We start from the raw sequence: 14796 nt of genomic DNA, 5'->3' as shown, positions 1-14796 counted from the left end.
CTCATTCAAAAGCACCTCCTGTCTTCCTTTACATTATGAGTTCATTACATCATATATTTCAAGGAATTTGGTATTAAATTCCCCGGAAACAAATTGTTCATGCTGAAGTAACTTAATATGGAAAGGAATTGTGGTACTGATCCCTTCAATGACAAACTCACCTAAGGCGCGTTTCATCTTCTCGATCGCCTCTTCTCTAGTCGGTGCATGGACGATCAATTTAGCGATCATGGAATCGTAATATGGCGGTATCGAGTACCCAGGGTATGCCGCGGAATCCACACGAACTCCGTAGCCGCCTGGCGGTAAATACATTTGAATCTTACCCGCGGAAGGCATGAAATTCTTTTCTGGATTTTCCGCATTGATCCGGCATTCGATAGACCAACCGTTAAAAGTGACATCCTCTTGCGAAAGCGATAGTTTGTTACCTGAAGCAACTTTGATCTGTTCTTTAATCAAATCCACGCCCGTTACCATTTCTGTAACTGGGTGTTCAACCTGAATACGTGTATTCATTTCCATAAAGTAGTATTTTCTATTCACATAGTCATAAATAAATTCTACTGTTCCGGCACCTGAATAGTTAACGGCAAGTGCAGCCGTTACTGCAGCCTGCCCCATTTCCGCACGTGTTTCACCATCCAATGCTGGTGACGGGGTTTCTTCAACAAGTTTTTGCAAACGTCGCTGAACCGTACAATCACGCTCACCTAAATGGATGGCGTTGCCATGATTATCTGCCATGACCTGTATTTCAACGTGACGGAAGTCCTCGATGAACTTTTCAATATACACGCCAGGATTCCCAAATGCCGTCGCGGCTTCCTGTTGCGTGATGTTAATTCCTTTAATGAGTTCTTCTTCCGTCCTTGCGACGCGGATACCTTTACCGCCTCCGCCGGCAGTAGCTTTGATGATGACTGGATAGCTCATTTCATTAGCTAGGGCTACACCCTCATCCGTATCTTTAATTATGCCTTTAGAACCTGGAACGATCGGTACACCAGCTTTGCGCATGGTTTCCCTTGCTACGTCCTTTGTTCCCATTTTATTGATCGCTTCGGGGCTAGGACCGATGAAAATGATATTGCATTCACGGCATAGCTCAGCAAAGTCGGCATTTTCAGCTAGGAATCCATATCCTGGATGAATAGCATCGGATCCCGTTTTCTTGGCTGTGCTGATAATGTTCGTTGTATTTAAATAACTGTCTTTTGATAATTTAGGACCGATGCAATATGCTTCATCCGCAATTTGAACATGTAATGCTTCTTTATCTGCTTCTGAATAGACCGCAACAGTCTCGATTCCTAATTCCTTGCATGCCCGGATGATTCGGACAGCAATTTCCCCACGATTGGCAATTAATACCTTTTTAATCATTTAGAAACAGCTCCTCATTCCGGCTTTACTAAAAATAATGGTTGACCATATTCTACAAGCTGACCCTCTTTTACAAGGACTTCAACGATTTCACCGCTTACTTCGGCTTCGATTTCATTGAAAAGTTTCATGGCTTCCACGATACAGACGATGGAGTCCCCCGTTACTTTATCCCCTGTTTTTACGTATGCAGGTGAATCCGGTGCAGGAGATTGGTAGAATGTCCCTACCATCGGAGAAGTGATTTTATGTAAATTTTCCTGTTCAGTGACGGCAGCAGCCGGTTTTGCAGGTTCAACAGCTTTCGGCACTGCAGGCGCAGGGGCTGCTGCGGGCTTGACCTCTACAGCTGCATTGGCTTGAACAACTTCTGGAGCAGCTGCTGGGTGTAATACTGTACCCGTTTCAGTTTTTTTCAATTTAATTTTCGTTCCTTCATTTTCAAAAACGAATTCACTGATATTTGATTGATCGACTAGCTTAATAATTTCACGAATTTCTTGCACTTTCATTTTGTGGCACCCCTTGTCTAATTTAATATGAGTTTGTGAGGCAATAATATTTTATGTAACCTTACCCTTAGCTTATCCTACTTTGTCCAAAACTGCACAAAGTAGCCGCTTTCTTTATGCGAATGCGAATAAACCGAATACAAACCTCTTCTGTATTATAACAAATATTTCACTTTCTCAAAATATTGTTTCCCTTAGAGAATTGAATAGTTTATGACCAGCTTCTAACATCATACAATATTAGCTTATACAAATTCAATGATAGATTAGTTGTGACTTATTATCCATACTTCTATCTTACACCTTTATTATAATATTGTGAATATTTTTCAACCGGGGCACCCTAACGCTTTCTCTAGTATTTTGCATTTTACTCGTAGAAAATCTGTTGTAATATCCATTATAATTACTTTTCTAGAATATTACGGATGATCATGATCGCCATTTCTATTTGAGTTCCTGTTACCAATTTACATAAAAAAACTTTTCCTCTAAAGTTTCCCGGTTGTAAGATGGTTAAAAAAAATCCTAATAAAAAGCCTCCCTTTTTTTTATTAAGGGGGGCTTTCAAATTTTTATGATGTTGAACTGTTCTGTATCAGTACTTTTTTCTGTATGTGTGTTTACTTTTCCGGTTGGAAATCGACCACTACATTTTGTGCATCGCTCACTTCTTTCCTTACGAGTCGGATAATGTTATTGGCCTCTGTTTTCGTTTGTTTATCGGCCTTGACACTCACCTTTACATCCGTTCCGTCCACCCGGACCAGTGCGGCATTGTAATCCATGGCAACAATTAAGTTTTCGATGATATTTTCTTTTACTTTCGTTTCACTTAATTGTTCGATTTTTGCATAAGCCTCGTCTCTTTCTTCAGCTGATAGTTCTGTGTTGCCCATCTTTGCAGTCAATTCTTCATTCAGCTTCGCCCGTTCATCTTCAATCTGCATCCTTAACGATTCAAACTCATCTCCAGATGCAATGGTTACAGAGGAACCTTCTGTATTTTTGGACGTTTCTTTTTCACTTTTATTTTCACCTTTTGTATCCGCTTTGTTCTCTGTTTTACTTTCTGTTTTATTTCCTTCCTGTTCCATTTGCTCTGTTGCCGTCATATCGGCGGCATTTTCTTCAGGAGCGGTTAAATAATAGACTGAAAGCACAACGACTAGACTTAGCATAGTCAATAACCAAACGGTTTGTTTTTTTAATAACATGTAGATTTTCCCCCTTATTTTTTAGGCATGACAGAAACCCTGTGACTCGGTACATCAAGTGAGCGTGTGACAGCCTCGATGATCCACTTCTTTATTTGAATATTTTCGGCTCCTTTAGCGACTACCAGGACTCCTCGTACACTAGGTTTTTTCGTTTCCGAAATGATCGGTCCTTCTTTTTCACCGCTCTTGACCAAAACTAGCTGTTCATCAACAGATGTATCTTCGACCGTCCTTTTGCCGCCTTCCTGGTCGGTTTCTTCAGTGACTTGTTTTTGGGTGACTTTGTTTCTTTCATATACTTTTTTCTCGGATGCATCGACGTAAATTACGACTTTTACATCCTGGACGCCTGCGATGGACTCAAGCGCCTCCTTCATTTCATTTTGAAGATATATTTCATAGTCTTTTGTTGTCTTGAATTCTGATTTCTTCTGGCCGAATGTTTCAACATCCCCTTCATCATCCTGCTGTTTATCATTATTGAATACAGTCTTCACTTCAGGTGTTTGTCCCGTCTGGTTGGTGGTTAACAAATTCCCGGCCATCATGATTCCCGCTCCCAAAAGGACAACTATTAGAGCATAGACATACAGGGAAGGTTTTTTTTCCTTAGGCTCTTTTTGGTCAGGGTCTTTATTTAATAGTTTTTGCAGCCAGGATAATGGACCTTTGTCTTTGTTCAATACTCAGTCACTTCCTTTCCCCGGCGATTTCAATGATCTCTTCATCTACAGACCAACTTGTTGCCAGAAACCTTTTGACAGCATCCAGATTGGCATCATTCGAAGTGGATGGGCTATCTGCATTGATATCAACCTTCGCTATTGCCTCTATCTCCGAGTTTTCTTCCCCTTCTGCTTTTTCCAATGAGATGGTTATGTTCTGCAGATCATCAACACCTGGTTCTTCCTCATCCTTGACCCCTACATCAATTGAACTAATCTTCATGTTATAATCCACCATCAGCTCCTCTTCCACTTCTGCCTGTAAGTCAACAGCCATTTGTTTTAAAATATATGCACCCTGGGTAGCTTGTATTTCTTTTTTCTTCATTTCTGTCAAATTTCCTAAATCTTTTTTTTTCTGATCCTCAAATTCACTAGTAGCCGCAGAGAGGATATCGTCGAAATCCTTATTGAATAATCCCAATATAGGAGTGATGATGATCGCAATCAGCAAAAGTCCGATGACCATTTTGGCATACTTCTGTAAAGCTGAATTCGGAAGAAGCATATCGATCACAGTAGCCAGCAATACAAATATGATGATGTTGGATACCCAGCCAGCTAAAAAACTCACCAAGCCCTCCTCCTTTCTAACGAACCATCAGGGTAATGTTTCCAGAGGCGATAATTACCGTGATACTTAAAAAAAACATGAGTGAGACAATGGCCAATGCAGCGAAAATATAAATCATGCTTTTACTTATTATGTCAAGGCATTTTATTACAGGTCCTCCGCCCAGCGGCTGCAAAAGACTCGCTGCCAATTTATAGACAAAAGAAATCATCAAGATCTTTATGGCGGGAAATGTGGTGATGAGCAAAAGAATGATGACGCCTGACAAGCCCACTGTATTTTTCAAAAGGACAGAGGCACTAATGACCGTATCCGTTGCATCAGTAAACATGCGCCCTATTACCGGTATAAAGTTACCTGTCACGAATTTGGCTGTCCTGATCGTCACTCCATCAGCTACAGCTGAGGATGCTCCCTGAACGGAGATCACACCAAGGAATATGGTCATGAATGCTCCCAGGATACCGATGGCAAAATTACGGAGAAGTTGTGCCATCTGTGTCACTTTGTAATGTTCGGTCAGCGTGCTGACTATGCTTAAAATCGCTGCAAAGAATAATAACGGAAGGACGACAAACTGGATCAAGATGCCGCTTGTATTCATCAAAAACATCAATACCGGATGAAAGAATGCTGCTGATACAAGTCCGCCTGAAGCAGCTATCAATGCCAAGAGTAAAGGGATGAGCGCCATTAAAAAGGAAATCATCAAATCTATCGTATCTTTTGTATATTCAATCGCCACATGAAAACTGTTAAGTGCCAAAATGATCAGCACCATATAAACGATTGCATAAGCGACCTTACTTACGGAGCTTTGCTCGAACGCATTCTGCAAAGACTGGAGGAACATGCTGAAAACGGTTAACAAAATGAGTGATCCCAGCAGCTTTCCATTCACGAGCAGTTCATGAAAAATGAATTTTGTCATTCCCTTTATCCATTGGTCAAAGGAAAATTTCTTATCGCCGCTTACAAAATCCATGAAGCTCCCTTTTTGGCTTTCCGGTAAGAATCCTCCATATTCCGTAACGATGTCATCCCAATATTGTTTGAGCTCATCGACACCCAGCCTTTCTATTTGGGCTTGTACCAGTTCGGACTGCATGATCGGCTCTTGATCGATTTCACCATTTTCGGGATTTTCGGCAGCTTGTCCAATAGATGTATGCAAAAAAAAGAGTAAAACGAATAGAATGGATAAGTAAGGCATCCGCTGCTTCATACATTCACCTCATTGACTAGTAGGAGTAATCCGTTAACTTGGGAGCATCTGTAAAATCGTTTCGATAATGACCGTCAAAATCGGAATCGCCATGGCAAGAATCAAGATTTTCCCGCTCAATTCTATTTTGGAAGCGAGCGAACCTTGCCCTGCATCTTTTGTAATTTGAGAAGCGAATTCTGCAATATAGGCAATTCCGATTATTTTTAAGATGGTCTCTAGATACACGGTATTTACATTCGCATTTACCGCAATTTTTTCTAACATTAAAATAATTTCGTATATTTTGTCAGCTAAAAAAAGAAAAATGGAGCATCCTACAAAAACGACAAGCAGGAATGCGAAATTTGGTTTTTGCTCTTTGACGATCAGTGCCAAAAAGGTGGCAACTAGGGCAATGGCCACGATTTTTATGATTTCAATCGCGAATCCCTCCCTTACTGAAATAGAAATACAGATTTAATTTTTTGAAATAAATCCTCTACTACAGAAGCTACCATGAATAAAATATAGATAAATCCGAAAAGTGTCACCCACTGGGCATATTCCTTCTTCCCAACCTGATCGAGTATCGTGTGAAGAAATGCCACAACTAGCCCCACACCCGCTATTTTAAATATGATGTCCACATCAATGCCCATTTTCATTCCCCCCACATATTCCTACATCAGCAAGATGATCAATAATAGCCCTGATAAAAAACCAAGACTTTTCATCATTTTTTCATATTTTCCCTGTCGGTCGAGCGCATCGCTCTCCTCCCGTTCCAAGTGTGCCATCGTTAGCATGATTTGCTTTTGCTGATGATATTTATCGCTTTTTCCAAGCGTCTCCCCAAACTGTGAAAGAATCTCGAATTCTCCTTGTTTTAAAGCAAGGGATTGCCATATTTTCTTCAAACTATCATCCCATGCTTCTTTGACGGTGGTCTCTCCTGACTCGAGTCGATTCGCAAATGTTTCGAAAAAGATGGATAAAGGTTTGGCCATCTGTTTAGAAAGCTTCCTTGCCGCTTCTTTCAAAGGTGTATGACCATACATGATTTCAGCTTCAAGCGATTGCATGGCGACTTTCAGCTGTCTCAGTTGACGAGGCCTCATACTTAATTTTTTCGCGGCTTCGAAACCAGCCCATGTCGTTGCAATAATAATTATCGCTGCTCCTATTAACTTAAACATGCCGGTTCACACTTTCTCCCAAGAAAATGGGAACCCCTGCTGCATCAAGGACTTTGTAGCTCCTCTTACCGGATTTACTTTTCTGTAATTCTATAAAACGTTCAAAGATGTTTTGCTTTAATATTTCCGCGATAAAAGGTCGCTTCTTAACCTCATCCAGTGTATGGCCATGAGTAGTTATCATGAGTTTAATACCTGCGTTCGCTGCTTCCAGCACAGCCTGTGTATCCGCTGCACGGCCTATTTCATCCACGATCAATACATCCGGGGACATCGAACGGATCATCATCATCATCCCTTCCGCTTTAGGACATCCATCGAGCACATCAACCCTTGTTCCAAATTCGAGCTGCGGCACTCCATGAACACTTCCGGCAATTTCCGAGCGCTCGTCCACTATCCCCACCTTTTGAGGGGCAATGCCGCGTTTTTCATTACCACTAGATATCATTCTTGCGATATCACGTAATATGGTCGTTTTTCCCGTTTGCGGAGCACCGATCAACATTGTATGTTGCCATTCCCCGTCATATAGATATGAAGTGAGCGGTTCAGCTGCACCTATTTTTTCACGTGCAATCCGAATATTGAATGAGGAAATATCCCTGATCGCTTTGACCGACCCATTTTCCAGGATCACCTTGCCAGCAAGCCCCACCCGATGTCCGCCCGCTATGGTTATATATCCCCGCTTTAATTCTTCCTCAAGTGTATATAACGAAAATTGACCTATTTGATTCAATAATTGATCTGCATCCGAATGGGTCACTTCATAGGAAAAGAAGTATGGTTCCCCTCCTACAATGACCTCAAGCGGCCTTCCAACCCGAATTCGCAGCTCTTCCATCTTATCGATCATCATCGGTGTCATACCCCGGAGTTGCTCGTATAATTTTTTCGGTAAAAAAGAAAGAATCGTTTCCATTTTGACAATCCTCCTGTATACACCACTTTCAATAAAATATATGCCGACCAGCCCGCAATGATGACAGGCTATTAAAGAAACCGACCATTTATTGATTTTTTTATAACTTCCGGGATCTAAAAAAGACCAAAAAAAAAGACCGAGAAATTAATCTCGGTCTTCTTTCATTTATGCACGTGATACGTAAGAGCCTTCATTTGTATTGATCAATAGTTTGTCACCTTGGTTGATGAAGAATGGAACTTGAACCGAAAGGCCCGTCTCAAGTACGGCTGATTTGGTGCCGCCTGAAGATGTATCGCCTTTAATTCCCGGCTCAGTCTCCGCCACTTCAAGTTCCACTGTGTTTGGAAGCTCGACACCAAGTGTTTCCGCTTGGAAAGTCATGATATGTACTTCCATATTTTCCTTAAGGAATTTAAGTTCACGTTCAATGCTTGAAGCAGGCAGTTCGATTTGGTCATACGTTTCGTTATCCATGAATACATGGCTATCTCCACTTGCATAAAGGTATTGCATCTTACGGTTTTCGATATGTGCTTTTGCAACTTTTTCACCAGCACGGAATGTTTTCTCTTGGATTGAACCCGTACGAAGGTTACGAAGTTTAGAACGTACAAAAGCTGCACCTTTACCAGGTTTAACGTGTTGGAACTCGATAACCTGCCAAATTCCATTATCTACTTCAATCGTAACACCCGTGCGAAAATCGTTTACAGAAATCATAAATTTGTCCTCCTACATGTACATGTTTACAGAATGATTAACTCTTTGGTTGAGTGAGTAAGTGCTTCGTTACCTTCAATTGTAACGATTGTATCATCTTCAATCCGCACTCCGCCTACCCCAGGTAAATAAATGCCCGGTTCAACGGTTACAGCCATACCTGGTTCTAAAATGATATCAGACCTAAGGGATAATGCTGGACCTTCATGAACTTCAAGACCGATTCCATGTCCGGTCGAATGTCCAAAATACTGCCCATATCCCTTTTCTTCAATTAGATTACGAGTTAGTGCATCCGCTTCCCTGCCAGTCATACCGGGTTTGATTCCAGCCATTCCTCGCAGTTGAGCTTCTAAAACAATGTCATAAATATTAATAAGTTCTTCACTTGGCTTGCCAACTGCTAATGTCCGAGTGATGTCAGACACATACCCGTTATAATATGCCCCGTAATCCAATGTGACAAAATCGCCTTTTTCGATGATTTTATCCGTAGCCACTCCATGCGGAAGTGCGGACCTTATACCGGATGCTACAATAATATCGAATGAAGAAGAAGTTGCCCCTTGTTTCCTCATAAAGAATTCAAGTTCATTGGATACATCCAGTTCCGAGATCCCTGGACGCAGGAAATCCAGAATATGTGTAAACGCAGCATCAGCAATAGCAGCCGCTTCCTTTAATATCTTAATCTCTGATGAAGTCTTTATCAAGCGTAAATTCTCAATAACCCCGGACACCGGCAAAAGTTGACCATCAATGGCCATTTCATATGCCTTATATGTAGCATAAGTCAGGTGTTCTTGCTCAAACCCCAGTTTGCTGATATTCATCGCTTCAGCCTGCTTACCGACTTCTTCAATGATGGTTCCTTTGTGTTGAACGATCTCATAGTCTGGTGCCTGTTTGCCTGCTTGTTCCACGTATCTGAAATCAGTGATGAATTTAGCTTCTTTTTGGGAAATAAGGACAACGCCTGCACTTCCCGTAAAGTTGGTCATGAATCGGCGGTTATATGTACTGGTGATCAAAAAACCGTCAATGCCCACCTTTTCCATTGAGGCTCTTAAGCGCATTAGTTTATTCATTTAATTTCTCCCCTTTGCAATCTTTGTGATCGCCTGCAAAGCCAATTCATATCCGTGTATCCCCAAGCCGACAATCTGTCCCGCCGATACCGCTGCGGTCACTGATTCATGCCGAAAGCTTTCACGGGCATGTATGTTCGAAATATGCACTTCCACCACTGGAACATCAATTCCGGCTATTGCATCACGAATCGCATAGCTATAATGAGTAAAAGCTCCAGGATTAATGATAATCCCGTCGATCCCATGATCCTCTGACCAATGGAGCTTGTCGATAATCGCTCCTTCATGGTTAGTTTGAAAAGAGGTTAATTCCACATTTAACCCTTCAGCTTGCTGCATTAATTGCGCTTCCACATCCGCAAGCGTCGAGAATCCATAATGCGCAGGTTCTCGCTTCCCCAAGCGATTTAAATTCGGACCATTGATTAGTAAGATTTTTGTCATCATCAAACACCTGCTCATGTTAAAAGAATGCTTTCCAAGAACATTCTATCATAATTACAAATTGTCTTACTACTTTTTTACAACCGAGAAGCAATCAGCTTTCCGATTGCTTCTCGGCTTTGTCTTTTTGACGTATATATTCCTGATGATCGTATGATATAGAAAACCCTACAAAAAGACCGTATATAATAAAAATGCATAAACTTGATACAACCGTATTTGCTGACATTTTAGAAAAGGTTGGCAAATCGATGAACATCGGTTTTAGGACAAATACCAGCAAAGCCCAGCAAACCACTCCTAAAAAAATACCCGTAAAAATACTCTTCATCCTTTTAAAAAGACTATAGTATATAAAAGCGATCCCCACGGATAGAATTCCGAATAAAATTATGGTCATTACCGTACCGAGCCAATGGTCGATCCAGGTCATATTTGACCATGAAGTTAGTATGAATTTTGGGCTAAAATCCATAAAGTTAAGATAATGGGCTATGATTCCGATAAAACTGGCCAAAGCCCCCCCAACAAAACCGACAGCAAGTACATTGTAGATCAACATGTTTTGATATTCCTGTTGAATTTGTCCATTTTCATTAGAAGACATATCAAACACCTCCGCTACGTAGTATGCCCTTTGTTAAATAGAACTATTTTTTTTTATTGTTAGGGAGGAGAATCACTAGAGGTTTTGTGATTTATTATGTATGATTAAATCATAAATAATCTACTTTTTTCAGAGGAAAATACCCAACCTCTGTTGAAATTTATAATGTACACAGGATATTACCTTCCTGTGATTCAACATTCATAAAGTAATTACAGGGTTAAAGTCCCCATTCAACTTTGGAGGACCGCGTTTAACCCTTGTGATGCTTGATAATAAACATGTTAGCACCCTTGAGAGAGCTACGTGAATAACTATTAGGTTGGTGTAGAAATGTCTGAGGTTCAAAAACCCGTTTATGGAGGGCAGGCTGTAGTGGAAGGCGTCATGTTCGGCGGCAAACATCACACAGTCACAGCGGTACGCCGCAAAGATTCGACGATTGTATATTATCATCTGCCGCGTAAATCGAAACCTGTTGTCAATCGCTTAAAAAAAGTACCGTTTCTACGGGGTATCGTTTCACTGATTCAGTCAAGTGCAACCGGCTCGAAACATCTAAACTTTTCAACTGAACAATATGAAGAAGAAGGGGAAAAGCAGGAAGAAAAGAAAAAAGAAACGAAGGAACCTTCTAAAATAAGTGTATGGCTTGGAGTTGCCGTAATCGGTGTTCTTTCCTTCCTATTCGGGAAGCTGCTTTTCACTTTGATTCCAGTCTTTCTTGCCGAATTGACAAGACCCTTCTTCAGCGGCCATATGGCCCAGGTTTTAATAGAAAGCTTGTTCAAGTTAATATTATTGCTGGTATACATTTATGTAGTTTCCATGACGCCATTGATCAAGCGGGTCTTTCAGTATCACGGGGCAGAGCATAAGGTGATCAATTGCTTTGAAAGCGGAAAAGAATTGACCGTAGCAAATGTGCAGGCAAGTTCACGCCTTCATTATCGCTGTGGCAGCAGCTTTATTTTATTTACAGTCATTGTAGGTATGTTCGTCTATATGGTTGTTCCGACCGATCCATTATGGCTCCGTGTCGTGGATCGCATTTTGCTTATCCCTGTAGTGCTTGGCATAGCCTTCGAGGTATTGCAGTTGACCAACAAAGTAAGAGATACTCCAATACTTCGTTACCTTGGCTATCCCGGCCTTTGGCTTCAGTTATTGACAACCAAAGCCCCTACAGATGATCAAGTCGAAGTCGCACTGGCATCCTTCCAAGAACTGTTAAGGATGGAAAAAGAAACTGAAAAAGGTTTAGAATCGGATGTAATTGTGTAAAACATCTATACACATTTTGATGATGAAAAATCATATACTAACTAAGGGAATGATCTTCATTTTTTCAAATATTTTACATGAAGAATGTTTAAAATAAGCAAAAACTGCTTATGATGCTCTTAAGGAGGTGTCTTTGTTGAAACGTTTCATATCTTTCATGATATACGGAATCATCGCCCTCGGAGTCCTCGGACTAATGAGCCGACTATTTAATGACCCGATTGGCTTTTTTAGAAACATTCTCATAATAGCCATTGTCGCAGGGATTATTTATATGATTTATACGGGATTAACAAAGGGAAAACCAGTTAAAAAAGAGCAGCAAGCATTCCGAAAGGCTGCCCGCCAATCGAAAAAAAGGCTAAAAAACCGAACTTCGAAAAAAGATAATGTGGCTAGCTTCTCTGCAGCAAAATCATCAAAGAAAATAAAATTGAGAAAGAAAACCGATAGTCACTTAACCGTCATCGAAGGGAAAAAGAATAAAAAGAAAAATCGGGCTTCTTTTTAAGAGCCCGATTTTTTATTTATCATTAATAAGTCCACCTTTTTAGGAATTCTTTAGTGCACTGCCTGCCCCTATTCATCAATTCACCCTTTTTTTCATCATTCAGATTGAAATCCATTGCAGAAATTCCCTTCATCGGGATAAATACAATATTATGGACGTGTTTCTTGGAAATATACCGTGCATCATGGGCATCTTTCATCGTTTTGAATAGTGCGGAGAACAATTCAACCGCATTATCCACCTCATGCGGTTTCCATATCTCATCGACACTTAGCCGCAAGCCTATAACCGGCCTTTCCTTTCTTACATGATCTGAATTGAATAACCACATTGGAAAATTGCTTAATACACCACCATCAACAAAAAGGAACTTGCTTTTTCCGACATCAAGTTTGACTGGCTCAAAGAAATAAGGAATGCTACAACTCATTCTTACTGCCTTTGCCACTGGAAAAGTGTTCGGATCAATTCCATAGTTCGGTAAATCATCAGGCAGTACGACCAATTTCCCATTTGTAATGTCAGAGGTTATGATACGGAGGGATTTCGGTCGAACATCCTTAAAGGTGACTACATTCCTTACGGCAAGTTTACTGGCGACCCAGGCTTCCAAAGCGTCTCCTTTATAAAGGCCAAGTTTCCAGTATACAAGGAGCCATTTGGCAAGCGGGATAGGCAAAAGACCACGCCTTTTATCCAGCAGCCCGCTTAAATCTATATCAAGAAAAAGCTTTTCCATTTCTTTTCCTGTGTACCCAGCTGCTACGAAAGCTGCAATTATGGAGCCTGCACTTGTACCCGCTGTCCGATGGAATACAAATCCCCGTTCTTCTAATTCCTGCAGGGCTCCCACTAAACCATAGCCTTTAATCCCGCCTCCGGAAAAAACGCCGTCAATAATCATAGCTGCCCTCCCCTAATCCGGTCTTTACATTTCTAAGCAGGATTAGAGCGATTTATGACAGTTTTAAATAGAAAATTGCCTTGATTCAGGTAAAATACTGAATTTCCGCTTTCGGGAAGAATTCCGCTATATACCCACGAATGGTCGTTTCCAGTTCTGCGGCTTCTTCGTTTTGATAAACATATTTACCGATTCCATATCGGCCCCATTTATATTTACGCTTCGTTTCGTCCAGTTCCAATTTTGTTTTTGGGTAGTTTTTTTGAATCACTTTTTTTGCTGGACCAGTAAACCGATGCTGGATTAATTCAAAAGTCAAGTCAGGGATATCCACCCCTTTTAACGCCTCACTCAACCGTTCAAATAATTCATGGTAGCCCTCCTTCCATGCTTCATGACGATATATGGGAGCTACGATAAAACCAAGGGGATATCCGGCACCTGCCACTTTACGTGCCGCTTCTATCCTTTCCTCAAAGCTAGATGTACCGGGCTCGAAATTCTTTATCACATAACGTGAATTTATACTGAAGCGAAATCTCGTTTTTCCATTATGTTCAGCATCCAACAGATGGTCGACATGATGAAATTTAGTAACGAACCTAAGAACCCCATATTCACTTTTGCCAAAATATTCTATAGCCCTTTTTAACGAATGTGTCAAATGGTCAATTCCGACGATATCCGATGTACAAGCTGCCTCAAAACGGGTAATTTCAGGCTTTCTCTCATTTATATATTTTTCGGCTGCCTCGAAAATCTCGTCAAGATTCACATATGTCCTAATATATGGTTTTGATCCGAGTGTCGTCTGTAAATAACAATAGTGACAATGCCCCATACACCCTGTAGCAAGAGGGATGGCATATTCAGCAGATGGCTTTGAAGAATCGAACTTCAATGTTTTTCTGATTCCTACCACAAGCGTCGATTTGGCGACACGATATTTTTGCAGGTCATTTTCTCCAGGAAGATCCCTAATTTGGTTATGCGATGTGGTCTCACGGATTTCAATGTTCAAATCTTCGAATTTCTTTTTCAATTCACGGCCGAGCGGGTATTCCAGTGCCCTGGGCTCGATATATACTAACTGTGGCATAAATGGTTTCATTTCGTTCTCCATTCTTTTATCGATTTGTTCATACTTTCAATCGAACTACACAATCTAATCATAAGGATAGTTTTTCTTTATTCTGTTATCCTCATGATTGTTTTTACTTGGAAACTCAAAATGAAGGAGATGCGATATGGCTAATAAACGAGACTTCTTGACGAATGGAATGGGGAAACAAACGATTACCGTCCAAACAGATAATAAATATCCAAATCCCAGGAATATACCTGGAGACTCGGTCGATGAATTTTCGGTATTAAAGGACGGAAATCAATATCTAGCCGAAAAGGAAATAAGGCAGCAAAATGAAAATGGTTGATTGAACGCAAAAAGAAGACCGAACTTCATGATTCGGTCTTCTTTATTTGTA

The 14796-nt window shown here is 40.8% G+C and carries 19 protein-coding genes; 3 read left to right on the top strand and 16 right to left on the bottom strand.

The genetic code is table 11. From position 1 onward, the window contains the following. Positions 1 to 33: 33 nt before the first annotated feature. From accC to BS1321_RS21790, 14 genes are all read right to left on the bottom strand, one after another. Positions 34 to 1386 (bottom strand): acetyl-CoA carboxylase biotin carboxylase subunit, encoded by a 1353-nt coding sequence (accC, locus tag BS1321_RS21855; RefSeq protein ID WP_063233091.1) that lies wholly within the window; start codon positions 1384 to 1386, stop codon positions 34 to 36. 14 nt (positions 1387 to 1400) lie between these two features. Continuing rightward, positions 1401 to 1898, bottom strand: a complete 498-nt coding sequence (gene accB, locus BS1321_RS21850) for an acetyl-CoA carboxylase biotin carboxyl carrier protein (RefSeq protein ID WP_063233090.1) — start codon at positions 1896 to 1898, stop codon at positions 1401 to 1403. Positions 1899 to 2521: 623 nt separating this feature from the next. Continuing rightward, positions 2522 to 3115: a SpoIIIAH-like family protein gene (locus tag BS1321_RS21845; RefSeq protein ID WP_063233089.1), complete on the bottom strand. Its 594-nt coding sequence runs from the start codon at positions 3113 to 3115 to the stop codon at positions 2522 to 2524. 14 nt (positions 3116 to 3129) lie between these two features. Further along, positions 3130 to 3801 (bottom strand): stage III sporulation protein AG, encoded by a 672-nt coding sequence (spoIIIAG, locus tag BS1321_RS21840; RefSeq protein ID WP_063233088.1) that lies wholly within the window; start codon positions 3799 to 3801, stop codon positions 3130 to 3132. A 7-nt stretch (positions 3802 to 3808) separates the two neighbouring features. Next, positions 3809 to 4417, bottom strand: coding sequence for a stage III sporulation protein AF (gene spoIIIAF, locus BS1321_RS21835; RefSeq protein WP_063233087.1), 609 nt, complete (start codon positions 4415 to 4417; stop codon positions 3809 to 3811). Between the two features lie 16 nt (positions 4418 to 4433). Then, a complete protein-coding gene (spoIIIAE, locus tag BS1321_RS21830; RefSeq protein WP_063233086.1) occupies positions 4434 to 5642 on the bottom strand; it encodes a stage III sporulation protein AE in 1209 nt (402 codons plus the stop codon). A 33-nt stretch (positions 5643 to 5675) separates the two neighbouring features. After that, the gene (gene spoIIIAD, locus BS1321_RS21825; RefSeq protein ID WP_094246647.1) at positions 5676 to 6065 is read right to left on the bottom strand and encodes a stage III sporulation protein AD; all 390 of its coding nucleotides are present in this window, start codon (positions 6063 to 6065) and stop codon (positions 5676 to 5678) included. A 14-nt stretch (positions 6066 to 6079) separates the two neighbouring features. Then, entirely contained in the window at positions 6080 to 6283 is a 204-nt protein-coding gene (gene spoIIIAC / locus BS1321_RS21820; protein WP_034308319.1) for a stage III sporulation protein AC, read from the bottom strand. A 21-nt stretch (positions 6284 to 6304) separates the two neighbouring features. Further along, positions 6305 to 6820, bottom strand: coding sequence for a stage III sporulation protein SpoIIIAB (gene spoIIIAB / locus BS1321_RS21815; RefSeq protein WP_063233084.1), 516 nt, complete (start codon positions 6818 to 6820; stop codon positions 6305 to 6307). Next, the gene (gene spoIIIAA, locus BS1321_RS21810) at positions 6813 to 7745 is read right to left on the bottom strand and encodes a stage III sporulation protein AA (RefSeq protein WP_063233083.1); all 933 of its coding nucleotides are present in this window, start codon (positions 7743 to 7745) and stop codon (positions 6813 to 6815) included. The genes spoIIIAB and spoIIIAA overlap by 8 nt, the downstream gene beginning before the upstream one ends. Positions 7746 to 7913: 168 nt before the next feature. After that, a complete protein-coding gene (gene efp, locus BS1321_RS21805; RefSeq protein ID WP_034308328.1) occupies positions 7914 to 8471 on the bottom strand; it encodes an elongation factor P in 558 nt (185 codons plus the stop codon). A 26-nt stretch (positions 8472 to 8497) separates the two neighbouring features. Then, positions 8498 to 9559: a M24 family metallopeptidase gene (locus tag BS1321_RS21800; protein ID WP_063233082.1), complete on the bottom strand. Its 1062-nt coding sequence runs from the start codon at positions 9557 to 9559 to the stop codon at positions 8498 to 8500. Then, positions 9560 to 10006: a type II 3-dehydroquinate dehydratase gene (gene aroQ, locus BS1321_RS21795; RefSeq protein WP_063233081.1), complete on the bottom strand. Its 447-nt coding sequence runs from the start codon at positions 10004 to 10006 to the stop codon at positions 9560 to 9562. It abuts the gene before it with no gap. A gap of 94 nt (positions 10007 to 10100) precedes the next feature. After that, complete coding sequence (locus BS1321_RS21790; protein ID WP_063233080.1) at positions 10101 to 10613, bottom strand: YqhR family membrane protein; 513 nt, start codon at positions 10611 to 10613, stop codon at positions 10101 to 10103. Positions 10614 to 10946: 333 nt separating this feature from the next. Here BS1321_RS21790 and BS1321_RS21785 point away from each other — a divergent pair, with 333 nt between their 5' ends. Together BS1321_RS21785 and BS1321_RS21780 are read left to right on the top strand one after the other, a co-directional pair. Beyond that, positions 10947 to 11897 carry a DUF1385 domain-containing protein gene (locus tag BS1321_RS21785; protein ID WP_063233079.1) on the top strand — a complete coding sequence of 317 codons (951 nt, stop codon included), beginning with the start codon at positions 10947 to 10949 and terminating at the stop codon, positions 11895 to 11897. A gap of 136 nt (positions 11898 to 12033) precedes the next feature. Next, positions 12034 to 12408: an SA1362 family protein gene (locus BS1321_RS21780; RefSeq protein ID WP_063233078.1), complete on the top strand. Its 375-nt coding sequence runs from the start codon at positions 12034 to 12036 to the stop codon at positions 12406 to 12408. A gap of 22 nt (positions 12409 to 12430) precedes the next feature. Here the strand turns inward: BS1321_RS21780 and BS1321_RS21775 are convergent, their stop codons facing one another. Both BS1321_RS21775 and splB read right to left on the bottom strand, forming a co-directional pair. Next, on the bottom strand, positions 12431 to 13312 hold the full coding sequence (locus tag BS1321_RS21775) for a patatin-like phospholipase family protein (RefSeq protein WP_063233077.1): 882 nt from the start codon (positions 13310 to 13312) through the stop codon (positions 12431 to 12433). An 85-nt stretch (positions 13313 to 13397) separates the two neighbouring features. Then, positions 13398 to 14423, bottom strand: coding sequence for a spore photoproduct lyase (gene splB, locus BS1321_RS21770; RefSeq protein ID WP_063233076.1), 1026 nt, complete (start codon positions 14421 to 14423; stop codon positions 13398 to 13400). Positions 14424 to 14559: 136 nt separating this feature from the next. On the opposite strand from splB, the gene BS1321_RS21765 reads away from it, so the two are divergent. Further along, complete coding sequence (locus BS1321_RS21765) at positions 14560 to 14745, top strand: hypothetical protein (RefSeq protein ID WP_063233075.1); 186 nt, start codon at positions 14560 to 14562, stop codon at positions 14743 to 14745. The last annotated feature ends 51 nt before the right edge of the window (positions 14746 to 14796 follow it).

Source organism: Peribacillus simplex NBRC 15720 = DSM 1321 (assembly GCF_002243645.1).
Taxonomy (GTDB): domain Bacteria; phylum Bacillota; class Bacilli; order Bacillales; family DSM-1321; genus Peribacillus; species Peribacillus simplex.
This window is presented reverse-complemented; position numbering and strand designations above follow the sequence as displayed.

Bases quoted from the DNA above. Each gene is read 5' to 3' on its own strand.
- efp (WP_034308328.1), bottom strand. From the start codon at position 8,471: ATGATTTCTGTAAACGATTTTCGCACGGGTGTTACGATTGAAGTAGAT.
- spoIIIAE (WP_063233086.1), bottom strand. From the start codon at position 5,642: ATGAAGCAGCGGATGCCTTACTTATCCATTCTATTCGTTTTACTCTTT.
- spoIIIAC (WP_034308319.1), bottom strand. From the start codon at position 6,283: ATGGGCATTGATGTGGACATCATATTTAAAATAGCGGGTGTGGGGCTA.
- BS1321_RS21845 (WP_063233089.1), bottom strand. From the start codon at position 3,115: ATGTTATTAAAAAAACAAACCGTTTGGTTATTGACTATGCTAAGTCTA.
- spoIIIAB (WP_063233084.1), bottom strand. From the start codon at position 6,820: ATGTTTAAGTTAATAGGAGCAGCGATAATTATTATTGCAACGACATGG.
- BS1321_RS21785 (WP_063233079.1), top strand. From the start codon at position 10,947: ATGTCTGAGGTTCAAAAACCCGTTTATGGAGGGCAGGCTGTAGTGGAA.
- spoIIIAA (WP_063233083.1), bottom strand. From the start codon at position 7,745: ATGGAAACGATTCTTTCTTTTTTACCGAAAAAATTATACGAGCAACTC.
- BS1321_RS21775 (WP_063233077.1), bottom strand. From the start codon at position 13,312: ATGATTATTGACGGCGTTTTTTCCGGAGGCGGGATTAAAGGCTATGGT.
- accC (WP_063233091.1), bottom strand. From the start codon at position 1,386: ATGATTAAAAAGGTATTAATTGCCAATCGTGGGGAAATTGCTGTCCGA.
- accB (WP_063233090.1), bottom strand. From the start codon at position 1,898: ATGAAAGTGCAAGAAATTCGTGAAATTATTAAGCTAGTCGATCAATCA.
- splB (WP_063233076.1), bottom strand. From the start codon at position 14,423: ATGAAACCATTTATGCCACAGTTAGTATATATCGAGCCCAGGGCACTG.
- BS1321_RS21800 (WP_063233082.1), bottom strand. From the start codon at position 9,559: ATGAATAAACTAATGCGCTTAAGAGCCTCAATGGAAAAGGTGGGCATT.
- BS1321_RS21790 (WP_063233080.1), bottom strand. From the start codon at position 10,613: ATGTCTTCTAATGAAAATGGACAAATTCAACAGGAATATCAAAACATG.
- BS1321_RS21765 (WP_063233075.1), top strand. From the start codon at position 14,560: ATGGCTAATAAACGAGACTTCTTGACGAATGGAATGGGGAAACAAACG.
- aroQ (WP_063233081.1), bottom strand. From the start codon at position 10,006: ATGACAAAAATCTTACTAATCAATGGTCCGAATTTAAATCGCTTGGGG.